We start from the raw sequence: 23,465 nt of genomic DNA on the forward strand, positions 1-23,465 counted from the left end.
TCGCCAAAAATCACGAATCACCAACCGGACTGAGCGATGCCGATCATAGCACCAATTCCCCGTGACGAACGACGCCTGATGTAGAAAGCTATCCATAATCTTCCGCTAAACAGACCATCAGCGCTCAGATTCCAGTTGAGTTGGCTCTTGCCGTTGAGAATCTGGCTGTAGAGCTGGATCGTTCAAAGAGCTGGGTCATAAAGGAAGCATTACTCTCCATGCTGGCTGAAAGAGAGCGACGTCACCAGAGCATCCAGGCCGGTCTTGCCGATGTGGATGCCGGTCGTGTGGTGAGTCATTCGGACATGGTGGATTTCGCTAACCGTTTAAAGGAAACATGACAGGCAAAGATATTGCTATCCGAGATAGTCGCCTCTCATTGCCATTTGCTTAAATACTCCCCATACTAGATACATGTGTTTATTACACGTGTAATTTCAGGAGGCTCTATGTCGGGTATGAGTGTACGACATAAAAAAACAGTCAGTGTCACGCTGGAACCTGCATTGCTTCAGCAAGCCCGTGATGCAGGTATTAATCTGTCTGCGGTGCTTACCGCCGCGCTGAAAGAGGAAATCAGTGCCACAGGCGTTGAACGCTGGAAAGCAGAAAATAGAGCGGGTTTGCAGGAGCTCAATCGTATTACTGATGAGCACGGCCTTTTATCGGACGATTACAGGACGTTTTAATCATGCAATACATGGTTTATCGCAATAAAGGAAACAGCAAGGCTTATCCTTATTTACTTGATGTGCAAAGCGATATTATTGATGAACTGCATACTCGCATGGTTATCCCATTGTTTCCTGTGAGCAGGTTGGTAAATAACCCAGTTAAGCGCCTCACGCCCACTCTGAATGTGGAAGGTAATGACTATCTGGTGATGACTCACGAAATGGCGAGTATCAGGCTTTCGCAGATTGGTGATGAGGTGATGGACGTTCGTTCCCACAGGCAAACCATCAAAAATGCTCTCGATTTTATCTTTGACGGGTTCTGAATGGCTTGCAGGTCAAATGGAGAGTTGTTCACCGTTCTGGAGGGGATTTGACGCGCTTGAACCTGTGGAAGAAGATGAGGCGTGATTTTAAGTTAACTGCGTTCTCAGAGAATCGTGCATGAGTATACATGTGAGTATATATAGCGGTTCTCTTGTTTTGTAATCTTATTTACTTCAATAGGTTACGTCGAGAATCGCGGTGCGGCCTTCGCACCATTAGTACTTCCAAGACCATCCGAGAAAGTCCACCAACCCCTTTAAAATCAATGCTTGCAGCGATTTTTCCGTCCTGGTCGTCCGAGGTTGTCCGTTGAAATCCGGATGTCATTGGGGGCATCTTAACTTCGATTAGAAATGTGCCCCCAAATGAAGCTCAACGCCAGACAGGTCGAGACCGCAAAGCCAAAAGACAAAACCTACAAAATGGCCGATGGCGGTGGTTTGTATCTCGAGGTTTCGGCCAGGGTCAGAAAGACGAAGATCTCTGATTTAGCACTGTACTGAATTTGGGCCAGGGTCATCTCGTCCAGCGTCAGCCACTCCTGGCGGATTTTGTGTGGGGGCATGGGGCGTTCCTTTTTGTGTTGTTGGTTGCGTGTCGTGCTTGTTGATGGTGAAAACCGGTGTGAGATGTTTTTGCTAAAACAACTAACCTGATCAGTTTAGTTAATTACTTTATTATTGGGTAAGGGCCAAAAGATATTATGGTAAAATAATGATTGAGTTAAAGTGTTATGCAGGTGAAAACAATAAGGTGATTAATTCTATATCGTTAATATGCTAATTGTTATAAATGGGTATTGGTCTATTAAATATGAACCATATTCAATGCTTGCAAATTCGACTTGAATTATTTATACCTATACTCATAGCCACTAATGGAGTGTATGTGATGTTGTCATTTGATACGAAGGCCGCGTTGGAACTGATCTCACACTCTGCTGGTGGCTTTAGCTATGACACTCTTGCCAGAGCATTGATTTCAGATAAAAAAGCACAACCTTCCCAACACCTTTTGTCTGATTGCCGTGAGTTTTGCGAATCCCTAGAGTCGCAGGGGATTATTCAGCGGTGTGCATCCTGTCGCGAAGTTCAGGATGTGTATTACGAATATCGTGCTCACTAGACTGAACGTCAGTGTATGGAAACACATTTTTATTTGTTCAGGCTTGCAACCTAATCTCTCATGTTGTAGCTTTGTGCGGGGGTTTCTGAGGGTATTACTGTGAGCCAAATTAATCTGATAACAACATGTACAAATGGTAAGCACAGTAACGGTTATCCGATACTGAATCTCGCAACGTGGTCAACTTCTCTTTCCAGTTGCCAAAATTTAATCCAGGCATGGTGTAAGGTCGTTAATTCGACTATTTCTGCTGGACATACTTTGCCTGTTGAGAAACTGTATAAAGGTGGACACTGGGCGACAGCAATCTCTATCCATGAGAAATATCCAGTTGAATTATGGGTCCTTTCTGCTGGGCTAGGACTACTAAAACGAGGCGATAAGGTTGTACCATACCAGGCAACTTTTGCGGTTGGTCATAATGACTCTATTCCATTATTCAATGAATCCTATAAAGGAAAAGAATTTCATCAGAGATGGTGGTCTGAATTAAATAAACATTCACCATTTCAGGAGAAGCATCCTGTTTCGTTGACTGAACTAATGAAGGCCAAACCAAATGAGTACTTTATTATTTGTGGTTCGCCCGATTATATAAGTGCCATTGGGCCAGATGTGACCTCTGGTTTATCTTATCTGCATTCAGCAGAAAAACAGGTTTTGATAATATCTTCCTCTCGAGTTAAGTCGCCATTAAATCGTTATTTACTGGAAAGTAACAAGCGAATTGCTGAATGGCTAAATTGCAACATGCTGATGCTGAATATAAAAATCGCGCAGTATGTAATAGAGCAGTTTACTCGAGAAGAATATGAAAATTTGGGATTATTAGCCGATAGGTTGAATAAACAGTTTTCTACGTTGCCAGCGGCCTGCAAGAAACAAGGCGTGCGCAGGACTCCGGAAGAGGTCGAAGCCTGGGTATTACAACATCTCAAAGAGGTGCCTGATACCAGTGCATCACGTGCTCTGCGTGTCTTTCGTGATAGCGGCAACAGTTTTGAAGAGAAGCGATTTCGTGCCTTGTTCCACACTGTGCAGTTGCGCAATCAGTAATGTCCCAACAATGATAATGTGGTAAGATCCCGCGTTTTTTGAGACCAGACAGAGGCGTCACAGGAGAACAGGGTTGTCGAAGCTAAAATACTTTTTTCCCGATAGTCAGGATTTTATCGATCCCAGTTTCGACTTCGTTCGCGAAACGCGCAACGAGCATCGCGTTCGTCAGCGTGACGACCACTATCCACATGAGGTCTTCCCACATCCTTACGATGGTATGCTGGTATCAAAAGCAGTGGTTGACGGTCTGGGCGGTGGGGAAAGTAAATACACCCGAGCACAGCGTTTACGCTACTTCCGTAATGGAATGAAACATTTCTTTCGTCTGCCTGATAATATGCAGACGATGGGTGACTGTGGCGCGTTTACTTATGTAAATCAGGATGTCCCGCCGTATCGCGTTGAAGAAGTTATTGAGTTCTATGAAACATCCCGTTTCAACTATGGGGTTTCGCTCGACCATATTATTTTTGGCTACGAAAAACCGGGGGAATCGTTCTCTGGCGAGGTGCTGGCAGAGTGTCGCCGTCGTCAGGATATTACCCTAACTCTTGCGCAGGATTTTTTAGTGAAATCGCAAAAGAGTTGTTTCACGCCGTTTGGCGTAGCACATGGTTGGAACAAGAAGTCTTACCGACAGTCAGTAGAAGCACTGTTGGCGATGGGATATAAGAATATCACCATGGGGGGTATGGTACCGTTGAAAACGGCGCAGATCCTTGAAACTCTGGAAGAGATTAAACCGCTTCTCAAAAGCGACACCCAAGTTCATCTGCTCGGTATTGCACGTCCGGAGAGCTTTGCGGATTTTATTCGTCTTGGCGTTACCAGTATTGACTCTACCACACCGCTTCAGCAGGCGTTTAAAGATCGCAAAAACAATTACCACACGCCAGAAGGTCGCGCCTATACAGCTGTGCGCGTGCCACAGTTCGATGCTAACCCAAGCCTCAGCCGTAAGATAAAATCTGGAGTGATCGACCAGGATGTGGCTCGTCATCTTGAGAAAGATGCTATGCATGCGCTGTTTGAGTACGATAACAACGCTTTATCTCTGGAGAAAACACTGGAAGCCGTGTTGGCCTATGAGCGTCTGCACTCAGGAGAGAAAGAGGCAGAGAAAATCCGAGCCGATTACGAACGTACTTTGGGCGATCGGCCCTGGCGGAAGTGCGAGTGCAATATCTGCAGATCCATTGGTATTAACGTGATTATTTTCCGTGGCGCCGAGCGCAATCGCCGCCGTGGTTTCCACAATATTCAGGTACTGTACAATCGCTTGCAGTACACATTGTCATTACGCTCAGAGGATAAATCATGAGTGAGTTCCGTGTCCCCGCTTTGCGTATCCGGCAGGGTGAGAAGAGACAACTTTTTAGTCTGGCTATTGAAGGCAAACAAATTAATAAAATTGCCGCCATTTCACGTATTCGACGTGGAGATGAAAACCTGGTTGGGTATCAGCGTCCGGAAGTACGTAGCCATATTAAGGAAATCCAGCGCTACATTGAAAGCTCCAATCCAATGATTCCCAATCCAGTCATTATTGCTTTTGACCAGCGTGTTCGTTTTGAACCGTTGATGGAAAACAGTGATATGGGGCATCTCGTTATTCCGTATTCTGAAGACGCTAACTTCGAGAAACCGGGGTTTATTGTTGATGGTCAGCAACGTACCGCTGCGTTACGAGAAGCGGACATCAACTCTTTTATGATGCCGGTCTCTGCGTTTATCGCTAATGATGCAGAAGAGCAACGCGAACAGTTTATGCTGGTGAATTCCACCAAACCGCTGCCAAAAACGCTATTGTACGAACTGGCCCCGCATACGCATGGCCGCTTGCCTTCCGATCTGCAACTGCGAAAATTCCCTTCACTTCTGACACAACGTCTTAACTTTGGTGAGGGGCCATTGGCTGGGCGTATTAAAACGGCGACCAATCCGGATGGGGTGATTGCTGATAACTCGATGATAAAAATGATCGACTCGAGCTTACGTGAGGGGGCGTTGTATCGCTTCCGCGATCCGGCGACTGGTTTGGGCGACGAAGCGAAGATGGTGAAGTTGCTGAATAACTTCTGGTCAGCTGTGGAAACAGTGTTCACTGATGACTGGGATAAGAAGCCTCGCAACTCCCGATTGTTACATGGTGTTGGAATTCTTGCTCTCGGTAGTCTTATGGATGAAATTGACCAGGTGCATCAGGATTACAAAGGTGAGCCTGGCTGGACCGAGATCCCTTCCTATACCCGTTTTGTCGAAGAGTTACATCGTATCAAACCGCTTTGCGCATGGAGCAGTGGTGTGTGGAATTTAGGCACAGATATTGATGGTCAGCCTATCGTCCGTAAGTGGAATGAAGTTCAGAATTTATCGAAAGATATATCGTTGGTTACAGATTATTTGGTAACCAATTATATTAAAACAGCTAATGCTGATATTTAATTATTAAGTTAAATCTAAAGCCTCATATTGTTAAGTAGAGGCTTTATTTTTTTAATGAAATTATTTCATGATGGTACTAAGAGATAGGTAATTAAGGTTTGTTTGATTTGCTTTAATTTGATGGTATTAACAGATTGATTTAAATCTCTAAGTTATGTGATCAAGATCACCTACCAATTTACGTAGTGGCCCGACCTCTCCCTCCTGCAGATTTGCTTCATTGGTCTATACGCCGTATATTCATTCTAGATTGATTCATTTTTTGCGAATTACTTTCACTTCCTGATAGTTTAAAAATCATAATGACTACACATACTGGCGCGTTTTCCGAAGGTGACCTAGTAACATCGTCATTATTTGACGGTATTGCTAAAATTGTGAGCATTCTCTCTACTGAGCGTGCGGAGATAGCTTGGTTCTACTCTCCTTTAGAGGTGGAGGTTAACCGTCAGGAGGTGGACATTCACACACTGGCGGTTGCTCCTCTATATGAGGAGAGCACCATTTACTTCCGCTCACCAGATAGCGGTATCTGGTGCAGGGGCCGATATGGCGGGCCACGACCGGACAATAAGCATTTGCTGATTATCCGTTCGGGCGACCACGCGGTCGTTGATTTGGCGGAGATGTACTACCCCAACTATGGGCAAGGGCAGGCAATGAACCCCGCTCATTTTCTGGCGGCACGCTCAAATGATGCCCCCTATTTCTACCCCCTGCGGGAAAAATTTGTCAGTGCGTGGATCAAACAGCGTGCTGCCTGTCGGTCAATGTCGTCGTTAATCAGCAGTCGTGTAGAGATTGAACCTCATCAAATAGCGGTTGTTCGCCGCATTCTTCAGGACCAGAACCCTAAATATCTGCTGGCAGACGAAGTCGGATTGGGCAAAACCATCGAAGCGGGACTGGTCATCCGCGAGCATATTCTGGAATGTAAACGTGAAGCCCGCGTACTAGTGGTGGTGCCGCAGGTATTGCAAGGACAATGGACGCAGGAACTGGTCGATCGCTTTGCTCTACAGGAAGTAATGAGCGGAGGGCGAAACAACCAGATCCGCATGTGCTCTCCGGAAGAACTTTGCCAGCCAGAACTGATCGGCTGGAAGCCCACAATGATGGTAATCGACGAGGCCCATCAATTAGCCCGACAGGCATGGGTCAATGATGAAGACGAACAGGCACAGTATGCCGCAATGACTGCGTTGTGCCATCAGGCCCGCATTGTGTTGCTCCTATCTGGCACGCCGATGCACGGTAACGAACGTCACTTCCTGGCAATGCTGCACTGCATAAATCCACAGGCGTGGCAACTTAATGCTGTGGGAATCGAAAAATTTATGCGCCGCGTGGCAGAGCGCGAGCGTCTGGGGGGAATTTACAGTTCCTTGACCCCTGAAACGCCAAATGGGGTACTGGAAGAGGTTATCGAAGAGTTACGTCAGCTTTTTGCTGATGATGAGCAACTGCAGGCGCGGATTGATGTGCTGAGTCCTCTGGTCGACTTTTTTGCTCCTGATGAAAGCGAAGAGCGAACAGCGGCCATTCTGGTATTACGCCAGTGGATCGGCGAGCGCTACCGTCTTTTTCATCGCTTGCTACGTAACCGGCGTGAAGATCCCGCGTTGGAATATCTCTTTCCTGGGCTGGCCGGCCTGGAAAAATGTGTCTGGCCCGTCGCCTCGACCGAGCTCACGCTGGATGAAACCTTTGATGCCTGGCGTGCCGCAGCCTTACGCAATCCCGTGCAACACCAACATCTAGATGCCACGACGCTTGATAAATGGGTAGATGCGCTATTTCTCAACCCGCTGGTGATGTCCCGCCTGGCTAAAAATGCACTGGCAAACGGGACTGCCAGCGAAGAAGAGTCCAATTTTCTTGAGCAGATTATTGAAACGTCCCAGCAAGAGCAGAAAGCCAAAGATGCGGTGCTAATGAAGGCGCTGACCGGTTGGTTTGAAAAATGTCCTGATGGCAAAGCGGTCATCTTTTGCGGTGAAAGCTCTGAAGCCGCCTTCCTATCTACCAAACTGCAAATTCAGGCCCCCTGGGCGGTGGTTCGTCATTCGCCGGACTTGCGTAAGCAGAGCGAACTTCCGGATGACAGTTGGCAGGTACTGATCTGTGACAGGCGCGGTGAAGACGGACTGAATCTGCACGGAAAAAATCGTCTTGCGGTCCATTATAGTCTGAGCCGCGACTTTAACCGTTTTGAACAGCGATTGGGGCGCTTTAACCGCTATTCTGGAAATCTACGCGGCGTTAAGCCTGTGAAAAGCCTGATTTTACTGCCGGAGCGTGATGGGCTACGTGCTGACTGGGTGAAACTACTGGACGAAGGCACGGGATTGTTTCATCGAAGCGTCGCCAGCCTGCAATTTGTTCTGTCTGAACAATTAGAGATGGTATGGCGTGATTACGTCGGGCAGGGGCTTACCGTCTTCCATGAGGCGCAACAGCGCCTTTCGGGAGAAAACGGCTTCATCGCCCAGGAACGTAAGCGCGTTCTGGCTCAGGAAAACTTGTTATCCATGGAGCAGGAGGTCATCGCTGCACGCGAGTTTTCTGAGCAACTGGCCGAATCTGAAGATGAGGCTGAAGCGCAGGCAAAAGATATGCTGACCTGGATGCGCAAGGCATTAGGGTTTAAGCGAGAGCAATATTCTGAAGGAGGATTTCGTCTGCGCTTCGAGCGTGGCGAATATCAACGGCAAACGCTGGTGGACGTAGGAACGTTTATTGATAACTGCCTGCTTGGTCTGGATTTTTCAGAAGGATACCCCCCTTCCACAGCGTTGATGAGCTTGTCTCGAACGAAAGCCGGTAACCACAAACACGTTTACCCCTTGCGCTATGGACAGCCTTTTGCCGAAACCGTATGGCAACTGATGCAGAGCGATCCGCGAGGAGCAAGTATGGCGCTGCTTCGGGTTCTCTCCCCAGCGGTTGCGCTGAAGCAACCGCGCACCTGGTTCCATTTCCAGTGGCTGAGTGAAGCGCAGGTTGAAGGTGAAAACCAGCTAGCCGCGCAGCGTCGTGGTGATGAGTGCTTCAGCCCGGAGGTTCATAATTTCTGGCTGGATGACGGTGGAAAAGAGGCGGATCCGCAGGTCGTTGTTTCCCTGCTGGATAAACCTTACGATGAAGATGGTAATAGCTTGTTCCAGGATATTAATCTTCGGGAAGAGGCCTGGATGCGAATGCCAGATTGGTTTGAGCCGCATAACTGGAAAGAGACCGTACTTGCTGCCGCGGAGCAGGCCCGGAGAAACGTGGATGCTCACTATGGCGATCGTCCCGTCCGCCATCAATTGCTTGCAATGAAGGCGATTATTCTGTGTACCCGCGACATGCTGTAATCGGAAGCAACCATGGAAAATCAATGGCAACAACTTCGCGCGGTTCTGAATGGAGAACATAGCGAACGCGATGGGCTGAGTGGTCAGTTTTTTAACCGCCTGCTTTACTGTCTGGATGATGTACAGGCGGGAGAATGCGACCGCCTGCACGCATTTTATGATGCACTGCAATGCGCACGGGCATTTGGGCTGATGCCGTTAAGGCTGCCGTACCGACACCTTACCGAAGGCGTAATGCTCCAGCATTTTGGTTTGAGACGGGATCGTGACTACCCAGGTGAACTGTTTCTGACGTGCGAAGCGGAAGAGATTGATCCCTCCCTCTTACCGGTCTGGAAAGGCGAGCAGCGCCGTTTTCTGGAAACCCCACCGCTGGATGTCCTTTTGCCCTCTGTACTCAACGATCCGCGTTATACGCACTACACATCTGCAGGGCAACAGCAGGCGGTACGCACGGTGTTGACCAGCGACAGAGATAAAACGCTGCTGGTGAATCTGCCCACCGGAGCCGGCAAAACCTTTGTGATTCACTCCCAGATGCTGACTTCACCGCGCAGGCTCCTGACGCTGGTGATTGTGCCAACCGTAGCGCTGGCAATTGAACAGGCTCTGCGGGCGCAAGAGGTGATGCAACAGGCCGGGCAGGATCACGGTGGCAGCTACGTCTGGCATAGCGGCCAGTCGATTGAAGAACGGAATATGATGAAGTTGCGGCTGGCATCCGGCGAGCAGCGAGCGTTATTTTGCTCTCCGGAAGCAGCGACAGGCGGGCTCTTGTTACAGCTGTTCTCGCTTGCGGAGCGCGGACTACTGGGCGCCGTGATAGTAGATGAAGCTCACCTTATCGATCAATGGGGGGCGGAATTCCGTCCCGAGTTTCAGCTACTGGCACCCCTGGTGCGAACGTTGAAGGCTACCTCTTCAGACGGTGTCAAAGTCGTTCTGCTTTCTGCCACGTTTAGTCAAAGCACCCTGAATACGCTCAAAGCGCTCTTTGCCGGTAAACGACAGGCATCAGTGATTGAAGTGAACGGCAGTTTTCTGCGTCCGGAACCCGTGTGGTATGTCAGCGAAGCTGTCAGCCACGAGGATTACCTTACGCAGGTGGAAAACGCCATTGCTCGCTTGCCGGCGCCAATGATCCTCTACACTACCGAAGTGGAACAGGCCAAATTCTGGTACCAGTATCTACGTGAGCGTGGTTATCGGCGATGTGGATTATTCCATGGTGCAACGCCAATGCAGGAACGTGAAGGTCTTATCCACGCTTGGCGTAACGATGGGCTGGATATCATGGTGGCGACGTCGGCATTTGGCGTGGGGATGGATAAAAATAATGTCCGTTCCGTTCTGCATGTCGCAGTGCCTGAAAATTTTGATCGTCTTTACCAGGAGAGCGGTCGTGGCGGTCGTGATGGTAAAGCATCGGTCGCTCATATTATTTTCCATCACAAACAACTACAGATCGCACGCAACATTAACCGAACCAAACTGATCGGGGCCAGCAAAGGATATTTGCGCTGGGCCAAGATGCACCAGTTGCGCGAGCAGCATCAACCGGGTCAGTTCACCGTCCCGCTATGCGCGAAGCATGCCGACATTCGCATGGATTCGCAGAGCAATCTGGACTGGAATCTGCGTACCTTACTGTTAATGCAGCGCGCCGGTTTTATTGATATCACCTATCCACCGCCGGATCTTAGCGCAATCGCCCCGGACGAGCGTGATGAGTCCAGGGTCCATGCGTGGTTTGACCATTATTTCAACCATATTCAGATTTCTGTTCTCCGTGACGGCCATATGGATGAAGCGCAGTGGCAGAAGGAGATTCAGGCCCACCGTTCGCATGAACTGGCGATGCGAAAACAGGGATTTAGCGCGTTAGAAGGGTGGCTCAATGACCCCACAATATCGTTGTGCCAGACGTTAGCGCAATTTTATACCCTCGATGGCTTTGTGCCGGAAATATCCTGTGGCGGGTGTCCGGCCTGTCGGAGTAAAGGGTATCCTCCCTTTACTCCGACGCTCGGTCGTATAGCACACGTGACGGGCGAGACGATGCGGAACGTCATGGGAAATGAGCAACGCGTTTATTATTCTACTACGCTGACGAACCGATTACTGCTGCGTCAGTGGAGTGACTGGATTGCCCGACTGCTGGCCAATCGCCAGATTCAGGCTATCCGCGCCAGCCAGAGCGTGCTCGCCCGGCTTGGTGAGGTTCTGCCCGCAGGTTTGCCTTTCTGGTGTTCACTTGCCGTTGATGAAGAAAACACCTGCTGGGATGAACTGGTACTAGTGTTGCCCGGCGAAACGATGCCTGAACTGGATATCTTCGCCAGCATCAATCGCATTATTGTTGCACCGGAACGTTTACAAGAACCGGGCTACCGCGGGCGTCGCTGGTGGGATGTTGATACCGGTGCCGTGGCATTAGAACAATTTCAGAGGAATATCAGCTAGTGGCAATTACCAACAACGCTGCCGCAGGAAGCCAGATCCGTCTGCTCTGCATGATCGATCGGGTGCTGAATCGGCGACTCGGAGAGGCCATCCCGATGGCAGATTTGATTGAATTACTGCGCCCGGAGATGCTGCCCGTCAGCGATGGGGCGAGAAAACGCCTGCCTGCCGAAGTCTCTTTCTGGGCAAAAGAAGGGTTATGGAAAAATGAGAGCGCTGGCCTCAGTCAACAGTCGCCACTTTCCAGCGAACGTAATCTGCCCGCACGGGTTTTGCGTACGCTAATTGACAGTGAGAAAACGACGCCGCTGCTGACCGGAACGCGCGGCCAGCCCTTGCTGATGTGCGTTACCTCCATGCTGGCGCAGGACAAATATACGATCCGCGGAAGCACGCCGCTGACAAAAGAGGCGGTGCCGTTGGCCGTTGGCCCGATGATTAACAATAAATTAGCCGGTGAGGGGCGACGTAACCTCAACGTCTCTAACGAAGCAGAGCCATTCCTCGATTACTCATATTTCCTCGGTTTTACAGAACCTTATCTGGATGGCTGGGTGATGGACCCGACCCGCGCCATTGAAGGGGTTTTGGATAACCTGTCGCTTACCGCCGCGATGCCAATTCAGACATTCCTCAGCCAACTGGCAGAGCTTCTGCCAATGCTGGATGGAGGGGCCTACCGCCAGCAGGTTGAACCGATGATCTCCGCTGACAACTGGCAACCGCTGGAGAAACATATGATCAGCGCCGCGTTGAGCCAGGCGCTGCTCCGGCTTGAACTGACAATGCAGTTGGTTTTCACCACTCGTTCCGATGACCTTGACGCCATGGTCCTGCAAGCTCCGGATGGCAGTCTACGCCGTATCAGTACCGTGAGCCCAGGGGGGGCAAGAAAATGAGAATGATCGATTACTGGCCTTCCCTGCAAAATATCAATGAATGTATTCGCACCGAGGCGGAAGAGCTGGCGGAGTACACCTTACTGGCAGTGCATCAACCGGTGAATTTGCTGCGTCTCGATAAAGACGGCAACAACCTCGGACATGCGAAAGAAGAAGATTTGCTCAAGCACTTTCTGGAAACGCCGCGCCCAATTCCGATTGTGGGCAAAGCCGGAGTGGGTAAATCACACATCATCCGCTGGCTGGATGCGAAACTTCGACTGCGTAAGGAGTACAAAGACAAGAAGTGGCATATTGTCCGTATTCCAAAAAGTGCCAGCTTGCGTGAGGTTCTCACCTCTATGCTGGCGGGCTTGGAGGGCGAGATCTTTGACGAAGCGCGGGAAGACATCAATAAGGTGTCGGAAAAACGTACGCCTCGCGAGATCGCTGAATGGCTGCTGATGCTGATGGGGCAAGAGCTGCGTAACCTGCATGAACGTAACAAGCAGGATATGGAAGCGCTGAAAAAACAGATGGCGGGTAGTACGCCTGAGCAGTTAATAGCTATCAAACCACAGGCGACCCGGCTACAGAAAATCCACGTCCACGCTGAAGATAATGCATTGCCAACGCTGATTAACGATGCTTACTTCAAGCAGTTTTTGCTGAAAGAAGAGCATTGTCTCTATCGCCTTGCCAACCGTCTGACCAACGGTGCAACCAGCAGCGATCTTGACGAGGGGGAACAGCAACTCCAGGCCAAAGATCTTGATTTCAGCTTTAATATTAACGATCTCAGTCTGCCTGCGCGTCAGTATATTCAGAAAAGCCGCCTGAATACGCATGAGGACGGGCGCAAAGATGCTTCGGAGATTCTCAACCTGGTGCTGGTTAAAGCGACGCAGGCGCTGTTTAACCAGCTCTTCAACTTCCGTGGCCGCAGTTTCTCTGACCTGTTTACCCAGATCCGTCAGGCGCTACATGAAAAGCAGATGACGCTGATGGTGCTGGTAGAGGATATGTCGCTCATCACCGCGATCGAGGATGTACTGATCGACAGCCTTGAAAGGGAAGGGATCCGCGACGGGAAAGAAGTGCTATGCCCGGTGTGTTCAGCTATTGCTGTTACTGACGGTTATCAGGGGTATGCCCGCCGTCGTCAGGGGATGCTGGATCGCGCGAAGGGTGAATGGGTGATCGAAGAGGTAGGGAGCGGGCGCGAAGAGACGCGACTGCGTATTGTCGATTTTTGTGGTCGATACATCAACGCGGCCCGCTTTGGGGGGGAAGCCTTACGCCAGCGTTGGGAGCAATCTGCTGATAAATCACACTGGCCACCTGACTGGGAAGCCAGCGCAAACGGCGACGAAATGGCTGAAGTGTTTGGTCGCAGCGAGCAAGGCTTTTCGCTGTTTCCCTTCAACACAAATGCTATCCATGCGTTGGCAGAGACATTCTGCCGTGACGATCGCAACGAATTAAAATTCAACCCACGTCAGATCATCAACCAGATTCTGTTGCGTGTACTGCAGCACTGTCGCCGTGATGCCGATGAGGGACGTTTTCCGCCGCCGCATCTTGGCGATGTTGCGGCGCCAGCAGGGCTTCGAAGCTGGCTGTTCCGTCAGGGCTTCGCCGACACCGAGCGTGCTGAATCCGTGGTCGCGCTGTGGGGTTATCCCGCCGATTCCGATGGCACTCTGGCAAGCACTCTGCCGCCTGATGTTGCCCGCAGTTTCGGTCTGGACGATCTGGCGCAGGTGTTGGAAAACACAAAAAGTGCTCCGGTCCATATGCAGCCGGTGGTGCCTACGCGGGTGACCAAAGTTGAGCCGCAGGTTAAAAAAACTGTTAAGCCAGAACCCACAACAGTTAAACCGAAAGTGATAGAAGATAAAGATACTTTGGCTATCCGAGCGCTGGATGCGGCGGTGGGTGACTGGATGCTGAAAGGTGCGACGCTTGAGATCGATCCCGCGCGTTATATCAAAAGCTCCCTGGCCTTCTTCTTTGATAAGCGCGTCGTGGCGGAATGGGCTGGCAGTACCTATCGGCCAACACTTTGGTTAGGTAAATCCAACTTTGTCGCCGTTGAGTTACCTAACGCACAGGGCAACCGTGGCGTGCATGTGGTGAAATTTATTCCTCAGGCCGAATACGATAAGCGCTCGGTGCAACTAACGGATGCCGCGATGGCGTTAGCACGGTTTGGCTACTACAGAGAAAACTCCTTATCTAAAACCGAGGACTGGAGCTACGCAGATGGCAAAACGGATTACCTGATTATTCAGAGCTTCTGCGATCGCTGGGTTAACTATGCGCTGACGGAACTCGTTAAGCATAAGCGCAACGATCTGCCGCTGCTGCTCAGCGAGCAGATTGCGCTGGCCGACGCGCTGGGCGCCATTAAAACGGCGGATGGTTCGAAAGAGGTGCTTGCTCGACTGCTGCAAAACAGCAAAACGCTTTCTGTGCAGTTTCGTTCCGGGATCACGAAGGCAATCACTGAACTGCGGGCAGAGGCATTAGCGAAGTGGGATGATGCCCAAGACGCATGGCTCAGCCTTGTGGCGCTAAACGATCATGCGCTGGAAGGCGATCTCCTGCTAAGTGCGATACAAAAGGCATTGAAGAAACGCTCAAAAAATACACATGCCGCCGTGGTGAAAAAGTCGCTCAGTGAAATCCGCCCCATACTGGATACCGCTGCTCTGTTTGCCGATTGTGAAAATGCGGATGATTTTTCCGAACTCGTCACCGGTTTGGCTACGTTAGTTAAATCTCTTGGGGACAGCGGCGATTATCCTGCGGATATATCCCCGGACAGCAGCACGCTGACGGATTCACTGAATGCGCTAACGGAGGGGGGGATCTGGATGACGATCCTCAAATTGCGAGGCATTAATCAATCTGAAGATCCGCTGCGTCAATGGCAACTACTTTGCGAACTGGACGGTGTTTTAATTAACCGGCTCATGATGACAATGCAAAGCTGGCAGCAGGTACACAAACGTGTACTGGCGAATATTACCGCCTACAACCATTCACACGGTGGGCATCAGATCAGCGAATTTCGCACGCAGATTGAAAGCACGTTGCAGGAACTTCATCAGGTCCTCGACGCCATGCAGTCCGTTGCAGGGGAACAGTATGACAACGCTTAAGACCCAATTTACGCAACTGCGGGAGCAGTATCAGATAAAACAGCAGGTTCAGTCGCTGGAAGAGGTCTACGATCGGTACCGCACCATACGTGACGGCTTGCTGGATGTTGCCGAACCGCTGCAAAAAGCCCAAAAGAAATTTGAGGTGATCGGCATGCTACCGGAACCACATTCCACTATCGATTTTTCGCAAGAGGCGGCGCTTTTCGGCGGTGCCAAAACGCAGTTGGATGCGTTGACGGCACGCTTCAAAGAAAGTGGCGATAAAACCGAGCAGAGCGTTTTTTGGGAAACGGTGCGGGTTCTGAAGAGTGTACAGGAAAGTGTTGATGATAAGGTGGATGCAACCTGGAAAGCGTTTGTTGCCGATCTTGAAGCACGCGCAATGCTGGATTCCGTCTTTCTGGAACAACAGCGCACGCTGGGGAACGTGTTGGTGTATGACGATTATCGCAAAGCGCGCGATAACTTTAATCGGCAGAAGTTAAGCGGACCAGACAGCCTGTCGGTGGTAAAAAACCTGCAGAAGTATAGTGATGAGATGGTCGCGCTTAAACGTTCAATGGACCCGGATGCACCAGACGATGTTCTGCGCTTTTTTGAGGCGTTGGACAGACATAATCATGCCTCGCTTACGCTGCTGACGCCGTGCGTGATTGCCTGGCTGGAAGAAAAAGGTATGCTGCCAGCGTTTAACGTGACACGTAAGAGAATGATTTAATGAAGGGAATCGAGCTTTCGCTTTTGCAACGCGTGCTGGATGCGCTGGAAGAACAAGAAAATGCGCTCCTGGTATGGGGCGACACGGGCGGTTTTTTTAATCTGGATGAGCTGTTAAGCACTATCGGACGGGTGTTACCTGAAGAAGATGCTGAAAAGGTTCTGGATGAGATGCTAGACGCCGCCATGTTGATTCAGGTGCCGCACATCAGTGGCACGCCTGTCTGGCGAACCCGAATGGGGGAAACGGTCCATCTCATGCGCAACCTACGCCAGTGGATGCATGAGCAAAAGCTGGAACAGAGCAAAACGCTGGTATCGGACTATCGCTTTATTCGTCGACCGCGCAGCTATCCCGATCGCGTTTACGAACCGGCAACGCTGATTACCGGCTGGAAAAAACAGCTGAACTTAAGCGATCGCTCCTGTGACATTATGCGCCAGGCCCTGGCGTCAGATAAGCCCTTCTTGCTGGCGGGTTTTCAGGTTCGCGCGACCGAACGCATTATGCAGTGCTGGCTGGAACATCAGGTGAAAAGCAATACGGCCAGCGGGACAATCGTCTGTGCTGGCACCGGTAGCGGTAAAACGTTGTCGTTTTACCTGCCTGCGCTAACCCGCCTTGCCGAAGAGATTTGTAACAACCCTGAGCGCAAGGTGCGCATTCTCGCCATCTACCCGCGAAAAGAACTGCTCAAGGATCAGTTTGCCGAAACGTTTTCACAGTGCCGCAAGCTTGACGAATTTATGCTGATGGCCGCCGGACGCAAGATTCGTATCGGTGCCTTTTTTGGCGATACACCGGTGAAGGCGGAATGGTCGAAGAAAGACGTTAAGGGGAAGATTGGTCTACCGTTCGGCCTAATGAAATGCCAGCAGCCCCACCCGCAGTATCCTAAGCAGACTTGCGGAGGGGCGCTCATTTGGCGTCGTGAAGACATCTTTGACGAGCGTGAGGTGCTTACCTGTACGCAATGCCAGCATCAGCTGGATCAGAGTGAAATCATGATCACCCGTAATGCGCAGCAACATCGCGGCGACGCCCCGGACATTCTGTTTACTACGACGGAAATGCTGAACCTCCAGATGAACTCCACTTGGAGCAACCATCTGTTTGGTGTCGGTGAAGGCTATGGGCCAACGTTGGTTCTGCTCGACGAGGTCCATACATACAGCGGAACCACCGGCGCACAAACCGCGCTGCTGCTGCGGCGTTGGATGCAGCGTACCGATTGTTTGCCGCATTTTGTTGGACTATCGGCAACGCTTGCTGACGCGCAGCACTTCTTTGCCAGGCTGGTGGGTGCTCCTGAAGAGGAGGTAGCCCTGATCCAGCCCTACGCGGAAGAGATGATCGAAGAGGGGGCTGAATACCTGCTGGCACTGCGAGGCGATCCTGTCTCTGAAACGGCATTACTCTCCACCACCATCCAGGCTAGTATGCTAATGGCGCGCATGCTGGATAGCAAAGCGAACAAGTCACAAGGTACCTGGGGGAAGAAAACGTTCATCTTCACTGATACCCTCGACGGTAACAACCGATTGTACCACGACCTAAGCGATGCCGAAGGCTGGGAGACGGGGCCAGGACAGTCGCGCATTGATCATTCACCGTTGGCCGTGTTACGTAGTCCTTTTGATAAAATGGCATCTGAGCGGTCGAAAACTGAACTGGGGCAGAACTGGAAGGCGGCTATGGATATTGGCCACGACCTCGCGGAAAACAAAGTCATTTCCCGAACGTCGAGTCAGGATGCCGGTGTTGATGCATCAGCAGATGTCGTGGTCGCCACTTCTTCTCTCGAGGTGGGATATAACGATCCGTTGGTTGGTGCCGTTCTTCAGCATAAGGCGCCGAACGATGTCGCCTCCTATTTGCAGCGTAAAGGACGTGCCGGTCGTCCAAGAGGCATGCGCCCCTGGATGCTGGTGGTGCTCTCCGAGTTTGGCCGCGATCGTGTCGAGTTCCAGCGTTATGAAGGGCTGATGAGCCCGGAGATCAAACGTCAGGGCCTGCCGTTGGGTAACCAGCACGTGCAGAAAATGCAGGCCGCAATGGCGGCCCTCGACTGGATCAGCAAAGTTGGTAAATTCAAAGATCTGTGGGGCATGCTGAAAAAAGCTGAGCATAATCAGCTGAAATATGATCGAATGTATGCCCCGCTTATCCGACTGATTGAAGAGGTACTGAGCGGTGGAAGACGGCTAAACGAGTTGACGCGCTACCTTCAGGACGCTCTGCAATTATCTGACGGTGCGGTGCAAAATATCCTTTGGAGCTCGCCGCGCTCAATTATGTTTGAGTTTCTCCCCTCCCTACTGCGTAACCTCAGAACGCGCTGGTCGGTTAACGGCGTGGAGTGGGCCGGTCTGCGACCGAGTCAACCGAATGACGAGAGCGAACAACATCGGAGCAATTCACCCGCTCCGGAATATATCCCGCAAAATCTGTTCAGCGAGTTGAATTTGCCGGAACTGGACATTCGCCTGAAGCGTGGACGTGATGACGAAGAACAGTGGGAAACCCTCTCGTTCTGGCAGGGGATGCGTGAGTTTGCGCCAGGGCGTCTGTCTAAACGCTACGCCATTAAATCGAACAAAAGTACGGATTGGCTGGTTCCACAAACCTACGAGCCGGTGGCAGGAGAAGGGCGGCAATATGTTGATTTCCAGATAAGCGATGCGTTCGGCGATAGCTGGCAAAAAGAGTGTGAAGTCGAGTATCAGGGAAAAACGATCAAGGTTGTTAAACCGTCAAAGGTCATGACCACCCGGGCTGATATTCGTCGTATAAATGATAAAAGTAATGCGCAACTGCAGTGGGTACTCCACGTCATTAACCCTGCGGTTGCGACGCCCGACGAGGTGCCAAAGGGACCCTGGAAGCAAACTCTGCACGATATCACGTTTTACAACCACCAGCATATGACGCCGCTGGAACTGGTTCGCTTTTCTACCGGATCGCAGGCGTCGCTCCGGTTCAAAAATAAGGAACGGGCTCACGTTGATTTCACTTGGATGAATGGAGAGGAACAGGTTGGCGTAGGAAGTCGTCAATGGGTGGATGCAATGCGTTTGCGTTTTAACCTCTCGTGTGATGACGTGATGGGCCTGCTGCATCAGGCAGAAATCCAGCGAGGCATGCGCCCCGTTTATTTTCAACATCTTGTAAGGCAGTCATCTGAATTTGAATTTGATAGCTTTAACGCGGACTGGGCTATTGAATGTTTTATGGCTCAGCTTGCGGAGACGTTGGCAAGCGGCGCTCACACCTCGGTTGAGTCGGCGCTGCGAGAAATGGCTTCCGAAAAAGGGATGAAAAGGCTGGCTGATATCCCGGCCAGCCTGTTCCAGCCGGATACCGAAAATGAGGCTGGCACTGACCAAGCGCTACAGATCGGCCTCCATAAACTCCTTGAAAGACCGGATATACAGCAACTGCTGTTGAACTGCGCACAGGCACTCTGGAAACCCTTGGCTGAGATCGGCGGCTTTGTCGAATGGGCGCGGCAGGTATTAGCGGACACCTTGGCTGCGGGTGTGCAGCAAACGCTGAGTACGCTACTTCCGGATGTTGATGAGCGGGCGGTCGTGACAGACTCCTGCTGGATGAGCGATCTCCGCACGGGAGCAGAATGGCTGGAAATCTGGCTCTGCGAGATGGAGTCAGGCGGAAGCGGGATTTTGATCCGTTTACAGAAGAAGTGGGCTGAAGACCCTGTATCCTTCCTCAATGTGCTTGTGCGAAATCTTTCAGCCAGCGACTACGAGCAGATCGATTACGATCTGCGCACCGTGTTGCAGATGCTGCAAACAGATTACGCGCTTCGTATGGCGATCTCTGCCGTTCGTGAAGCCAGTAACATGGACGCCCGGCGGGAGGCGAACAAGAATCTTCATTTGCTGCTTTCACAGCGCGGTTTGCGCCTTTCCCACAGCTTTACAACGGTGCTGTACTCGCGGATCCTGCGGGCGGGTAGCGGCGATGACACAGACGCCCAGCTTTATCAGCTACTGTCGGACTGGTCGTCTCTTGAAACAAGAATGGGTATTGAGTTCAGTATGAATACCATGGCGCACGCACTGGCGGTGAATGCGCTTGGCGTCAAAACCGATGCATCCTTAGTGTTTAACGCGCAGTGCCGGAACCAAAACCTGCTCTGGCCGCGTGGTTACACGGTCCGGCAGGCAGAACTCGGTTTTTACAATATATTTTGCTCGCGTAAAATTACGACTGAGCGCCTGCTTGCCGGCGCGCTATTTAGTGAGCAGATCGAAAAGATCTCCCTTGATGAGGCTGACTGGCTTGGGCAACTGCATATGGCGTTGTGTAAAGCCGGTCGAGCTGAGCTACAACTCACGCGCGCGCAGCGAAATCAATTACATCAGGTCATTAACACCGTGCAAATTGAACCCGTCGATCATTTAGGACTGCTGCTATATCCACGTCTTGGTGAAGTTCGTCGCGAACAGGATGTACTCATTTTACGTATTGAGCTGCCGGAGGCGATGCAATGATCGGACGTGCAAAACAGCGCCAGATTTTTTTACACGGTGCCTCAGGGCAACGGCAATTGCGGGAAGTACTCAGCGCCCAACTTATCGCACTGATTATGCAGCCAGAGCCAATCTGGCTAGTGTCGCCGTGGGTGAGTAACTTCTCACTGTTGGACAATCGTTCAGGCAACTGGGACAGCATTGATCCCGCGTGGGGAGGCAGGGAGGTAGATTTTATTGAGCTGTTGGCCTGTGCGGTGAATAACGGTGCGCCGCTTTCGCTGGTGACCCGCGACGAACCGATGAACCGTATTTTTGTAAAAGCGCTGGAAAAACGTCTGAGCAACTTTGCAAACTTTCGTCTGGAATGGCGTAATCATCTGCATATAAAAGGTTTTCTGACGCAAAATGTGTTCCTCAAGGGCTCAATGAATTTTACCCGCAGCGGCGTTAATCGAAATGAAGAGTTTGTCGAACTGAACTGCGATTCGCATATGATCGGTGAAGCGATAACCGAATTTGAACGTCAGTATCTTTTTATTGGATCACAGGAAGCGTTCTGATGTGTGCAGACTGGCTGAAAAATTATTACGCTAAAGATAAATATCTGGATTATGACAAGGCGATGGTGGGGGGATACGGCATCCCACAAATGAACACGCTGATTCAACAGGCCGCAGCGTTACGGATGCCCTGCATCGTTCCTTCAACGCGAAAGAGAAAAACGGTGTTTTATGCCCTGGCAGAGAATGCAAAAAGCCTTGAAGAATTACGACGTATTCTAACCGCGGCGCTGGGTTCCGCTGACACTACTCCCGACATTAAATCGATCTTTCAATCTGACGATGACGGGGAACAGTTGCTGCTGGAGAAATCCCCGGACGGAATACTGGCCTTCGATTTCTTACCGGTGCCGTACGGCTCACCTCAGCAGGTAAAAGAGTGGCAGATAGCGCGAATGAAGCGGGTATACGCCATGCTGCAATTGGTGATGGATCTTTATCGTCAGCGACCCATTTTACATTCGCTAGTAAGCCGGCAAACCGGACGGATTCTCAGGGATTTCTACACGGCATGCCACGCGCGCGACGGCAAGATTGCAGAACAGTATCTGGAAGAGTTACGCGGTAATCAGGCACTGTCTTCTCTTAATCTCCTGTTTCTTGAACTACAGGGGATGGCGGCTTCGGCAAGATGGGGCGAGATTCTCAACCATCCTCGGCTGGAAGTATTGTTGCGCGGTCGTGTGCCGGAGCGTATCCAGCGCCTGTTGTTGCGATCCTCTGGCCATTTAATGCTTAACGCCATCCGCGATGCGCATTTCCCACTGGACAGGCGTGATGACGCCAGGCGACTGGTACTGGGCTTATTGCCACTGTACAAGCATAAGCCCCGCTTTGCTCATCAGGCGAGTTTCCGGCCTGACTGGCAATTGTGGACCATGGGGGCCGCGCTGCTGGGGATCGACGAATGGCAAACGGCGACGCCTCTGTTAGAAACTGACTGGATACAGCAGGTCGAGGGGTGGGCGACAGGTGCAAGTTCGCTGCCAGCATCGGTAGAAGCGGAAGAACAGGTGCTGATCCAGGCTCCTGTTATCATGCTGATAAACCTTGAAAATGCTACCGATTTATTACTCGAAGCCCTACTGGCGGACGCTGAGCGCGAAAGTGAGATATACGCGCAACTGGCGGCGATGCCTGAAGCAACACGACAGGCATTGGAAAAAATACCCAAACTATGGGAGACGTGGCAGGCGCTGAAAAATCGCTGCGAACCGCAGGACTATGGCTGGAGTCGTTGGCTTGAAGATTTACAACAGGCTACGGAATCTGAACGGTTTGAATCACTGCGCCAGCAGGCGACTGTTCACTACATGGACTGGACACCATCAACCTTCAGCGAAACGCAGTGGCAGGCGCTGCTAGAGCAGCAGTCCAACGCCCAGTTGAGTAAAGTTTTACGAGACGTACTGCCAACCTTTCTGAACTGGCTGGAAGAATATGACGTTCAGGTATCTGCCTCCTTGTGGCCGGACTGGCTTATGCTGCTGGCTGTTGAGGATATTCGCTCAGAAGAAGATGTGCGTCTCGGTGGGATGATTCTGGATAAATTCCTTTCTGGTACCTTCACCCGCGAGGAATATGCGTCCGCAATTGAATCGGTAGCAATGCTGTGCTCTGAAAACCTGTCGGTAAGAACCTTAGACTACTCGCTTGATATTGCTGAACTTCTTTATGATAAAATCTCCGCTGACGACGCCGCCAGATTAGGTTTCTGGGTCACGTTGCAGGAGTTGCTCAAGCAGCGCTGGGAGCGTCTGGATGTCAGTATGCAACTTTCCGCGCGCATGGTGGAAAGACTCTATCTCGGTGAACATGCCGGACACGTTTTCCCGAAAGAGGACAATACGCCGGGCGTAACGTCTTCGCTTCATCGCGATCTCGACGGTAAAACGTTGGCAATTTACAGCCTGATGGAAGGTGCGGCGAGACGCGGAAAAGAGGCTCTACTTAAGTTATATCCTGGGTTGAATGTGGAACTCAATCACGATCACGTAGCTACTCCGGCGCTGATAAATCTGGCGGAAAAAGCTGACTACTTTATCTTTGCCAGCGGTAGCTCAAAGCATCAGGCGTTCTATACCGTGACTGATTATCGCAAAGAGATAATCTATCCCTCCGGTAAAGGGGCATCGAGTATGATCGCAGCCTTCGTCAGTGCGCTGGATTGAGTAAAAAAGGAATA

The 23,465-nt window shown here is 51.0% G+C and carries 14 protein-coding genes and 1 pseudogene; all 15 read left to right on the plus strand.

Features of this window, described 5'->3' with window-relative positions; genetic code table 11:
* Positions 1-116: 116 nt before the first annotated feature.
* The 15 genes and pseudogenes from NA624_RS04380 (at position 117) to dpdD (ending at position 23,451) form a co-directional block, all read left to right on the plus strand.
* On the plus strand, positions 117-341 hold the full coding sequence (locus NA624_RS04380) for a CopG family ribbon-helix-helix protein (protein WP_031233173.1): 225 nt from the start codon (positions 117-119) through the stop codon (positions 339-341).
* A 108-nt stretch (positions 342-449) separates the two neighbouring features.
* Positions 450-689, plus strand: coding sequence for a type II toxin-antitoxin system CcdA family antitoxin (locus NA624_RS04385; RefSeq protein ID WP_000016244.1), 240 nt, complete (start codon positions 450-452; stop codon positions 687-689).
* A 2-nt stretch (positions 690-691) separates the two neighbouring features.
* A complete protein-coding gene (locus tag NA624_RS04390) occupies positions 692-1,000 on the plus strand; it encodes a CcdB family protein (protein WP_001199743.1) in 309 nt (102 codons plus the stop codon).
* A gap of 366 nt (positions 1,001-1,366) precedes the next feature.
* Positions 1,367-1,474, plus strand: a pseudogene (locus NA624_RS04395) (hypothetical protein); the annotation flags it as partial.
* Positions 1,475-2,225: 751 nt separating this feature from the next.
* Positions 2,226-3,182, plus strand: coding sequence for a DUF5069 domain-containing protein (locus NA624_RS04400; RefSeq protein ID WP_223196638.1), 957 nt, complete (start codon positions 2,226-2,228; stop codon positions 3,180-3,182).
* A 73-nt stretch (positions 3,183-3,255) separates the two neighbouring features.
* Positions 3,256-4,506 (plus strand): tRNA-guanine transglycosylase DpdA, encoded by a 1,251-nt coding sequence (gene dpdA / locus NA624_RS04405; RefSeq protein WP_001542917.1) that lies wholly within the window; start codon positions 3,256-3,258, stop codon positions 4,504-4,506.
* Positions 4,503-5,630 (plus strand): DGQHR domain-containing protein DpdB, encoded by a 1,128-nt coding sequence (gene dbpB / locus NA624_RS04410; RefSeq protein WP_001288809.1) that lies wholly within the window; start codon positions 4,503-4,505, stop codon positions 5,628-5,630. Before dpdA ends, dbpB begins: the two co-directional genes overlap by 4 nt.
* A 302-nt stretch (positions 5,631-5,932) precedes the next feature.
* Entirely contained in the window at positions 5,933-8,989 is a 3,057-nt protein-coding gene (gene dpdE, locus NA624_RS04415) for a protein DpdE (protein ID WP_227003010.1), read from the plus strand.
* A 12-nt stretch (positions 8,990-9,001) separates the two neighbouring features.
* Complete coding sequence (gene dpdF / locus NA624_RS04420; protein ID WP_000431482.1) at positions 9,002-11,452, plus strand: protein DpdF; 2,451 nt, start codon at positions 9,002-9,004, stop codon at positions 11,450-11,452.
* Entirely contained in the window at positions 11,452-12,351 is a 900-nt protein-coding gene (dpdG, locus tag NA624_RS04425) for a protein DpdG (protein ID WP_001018785.1), read from the plus strand. Before dpdF ends, dpdG begins: the two co-directional genes overlap by 1 nt.
* 2 nt (positions 12,352-12,353) lie before the next feature.
* On the plus strand, positions 12,354-15,500 hold the full coding sequence (gene dpdH / locus NA624_RS04430; protein ID WP_000568475.1) for a protein DpdH: 3,147 nt from the start codon (positions 12,354-12,356) through the stop codon (positions 15,498-15,500).
* A complete protein-coding gene (gene dpdI, locus NA624_RS04435; protein ID WP_000209421.1) occupies positions 15,487-16,221 on the plus strand; it encodes a protein DpdI in 735 nt (244 codons plus the stop codon). Before dpdH ends, dpdI begins: the two co-directional genes overlap by 14 nt.
* Entirely contained in the window at positions 16,221-20,738 is a 4,518-nt protein-coding gene (dpdJ, locus tag NA624_RS04440) for a protein DpdJ (RefSeq protein WP_000675922.1), read from the plus strand. The genes dpdI and dpdJ overlap by 1 nt, the downstream gene beginning before the upstream one ends.
* Entirely contained in the window at positions 20,735-21,280 is a 546-nt protein-coding gene (dpdK, locus tag NA624_RS04445; protein WP_000580209.1) for a phospholipase D-like domain-containing protein DpdK, read from the plus strand. Before dpdJ ends, dpdK begins: the two co-directional genes overlap by 4 nt.
* Positions 21,280-23,451 carry a protein DpdD gene (gene dpdD / locus NA624_RS04450; RefSeq protein ID WP_000332372.1) on the plus strand — a complete coding sequence of 724 codons (2,172 nt, stop codon included), beginning with the start codon at positions 21,280-21,282 and terminating at the stop codon, positions 23,449-23,451. The genes dpdK and dpdD overlap by 1 nt, the downstream gene beginning before the upstream one ends.
* Positions 23,452-23,465 lie beyond the last annotated feature (14 nt).

Source organism: Salmonella sp. NW38, assembly GCF_051807745.1.
Classification (GTDB): domain Bacteria; phylum Pseudomonadota; class Gammaproteobacteria; order Enterobacterales; family Enterobacteriaceae; genus Salmonella; species Salmonella enterica.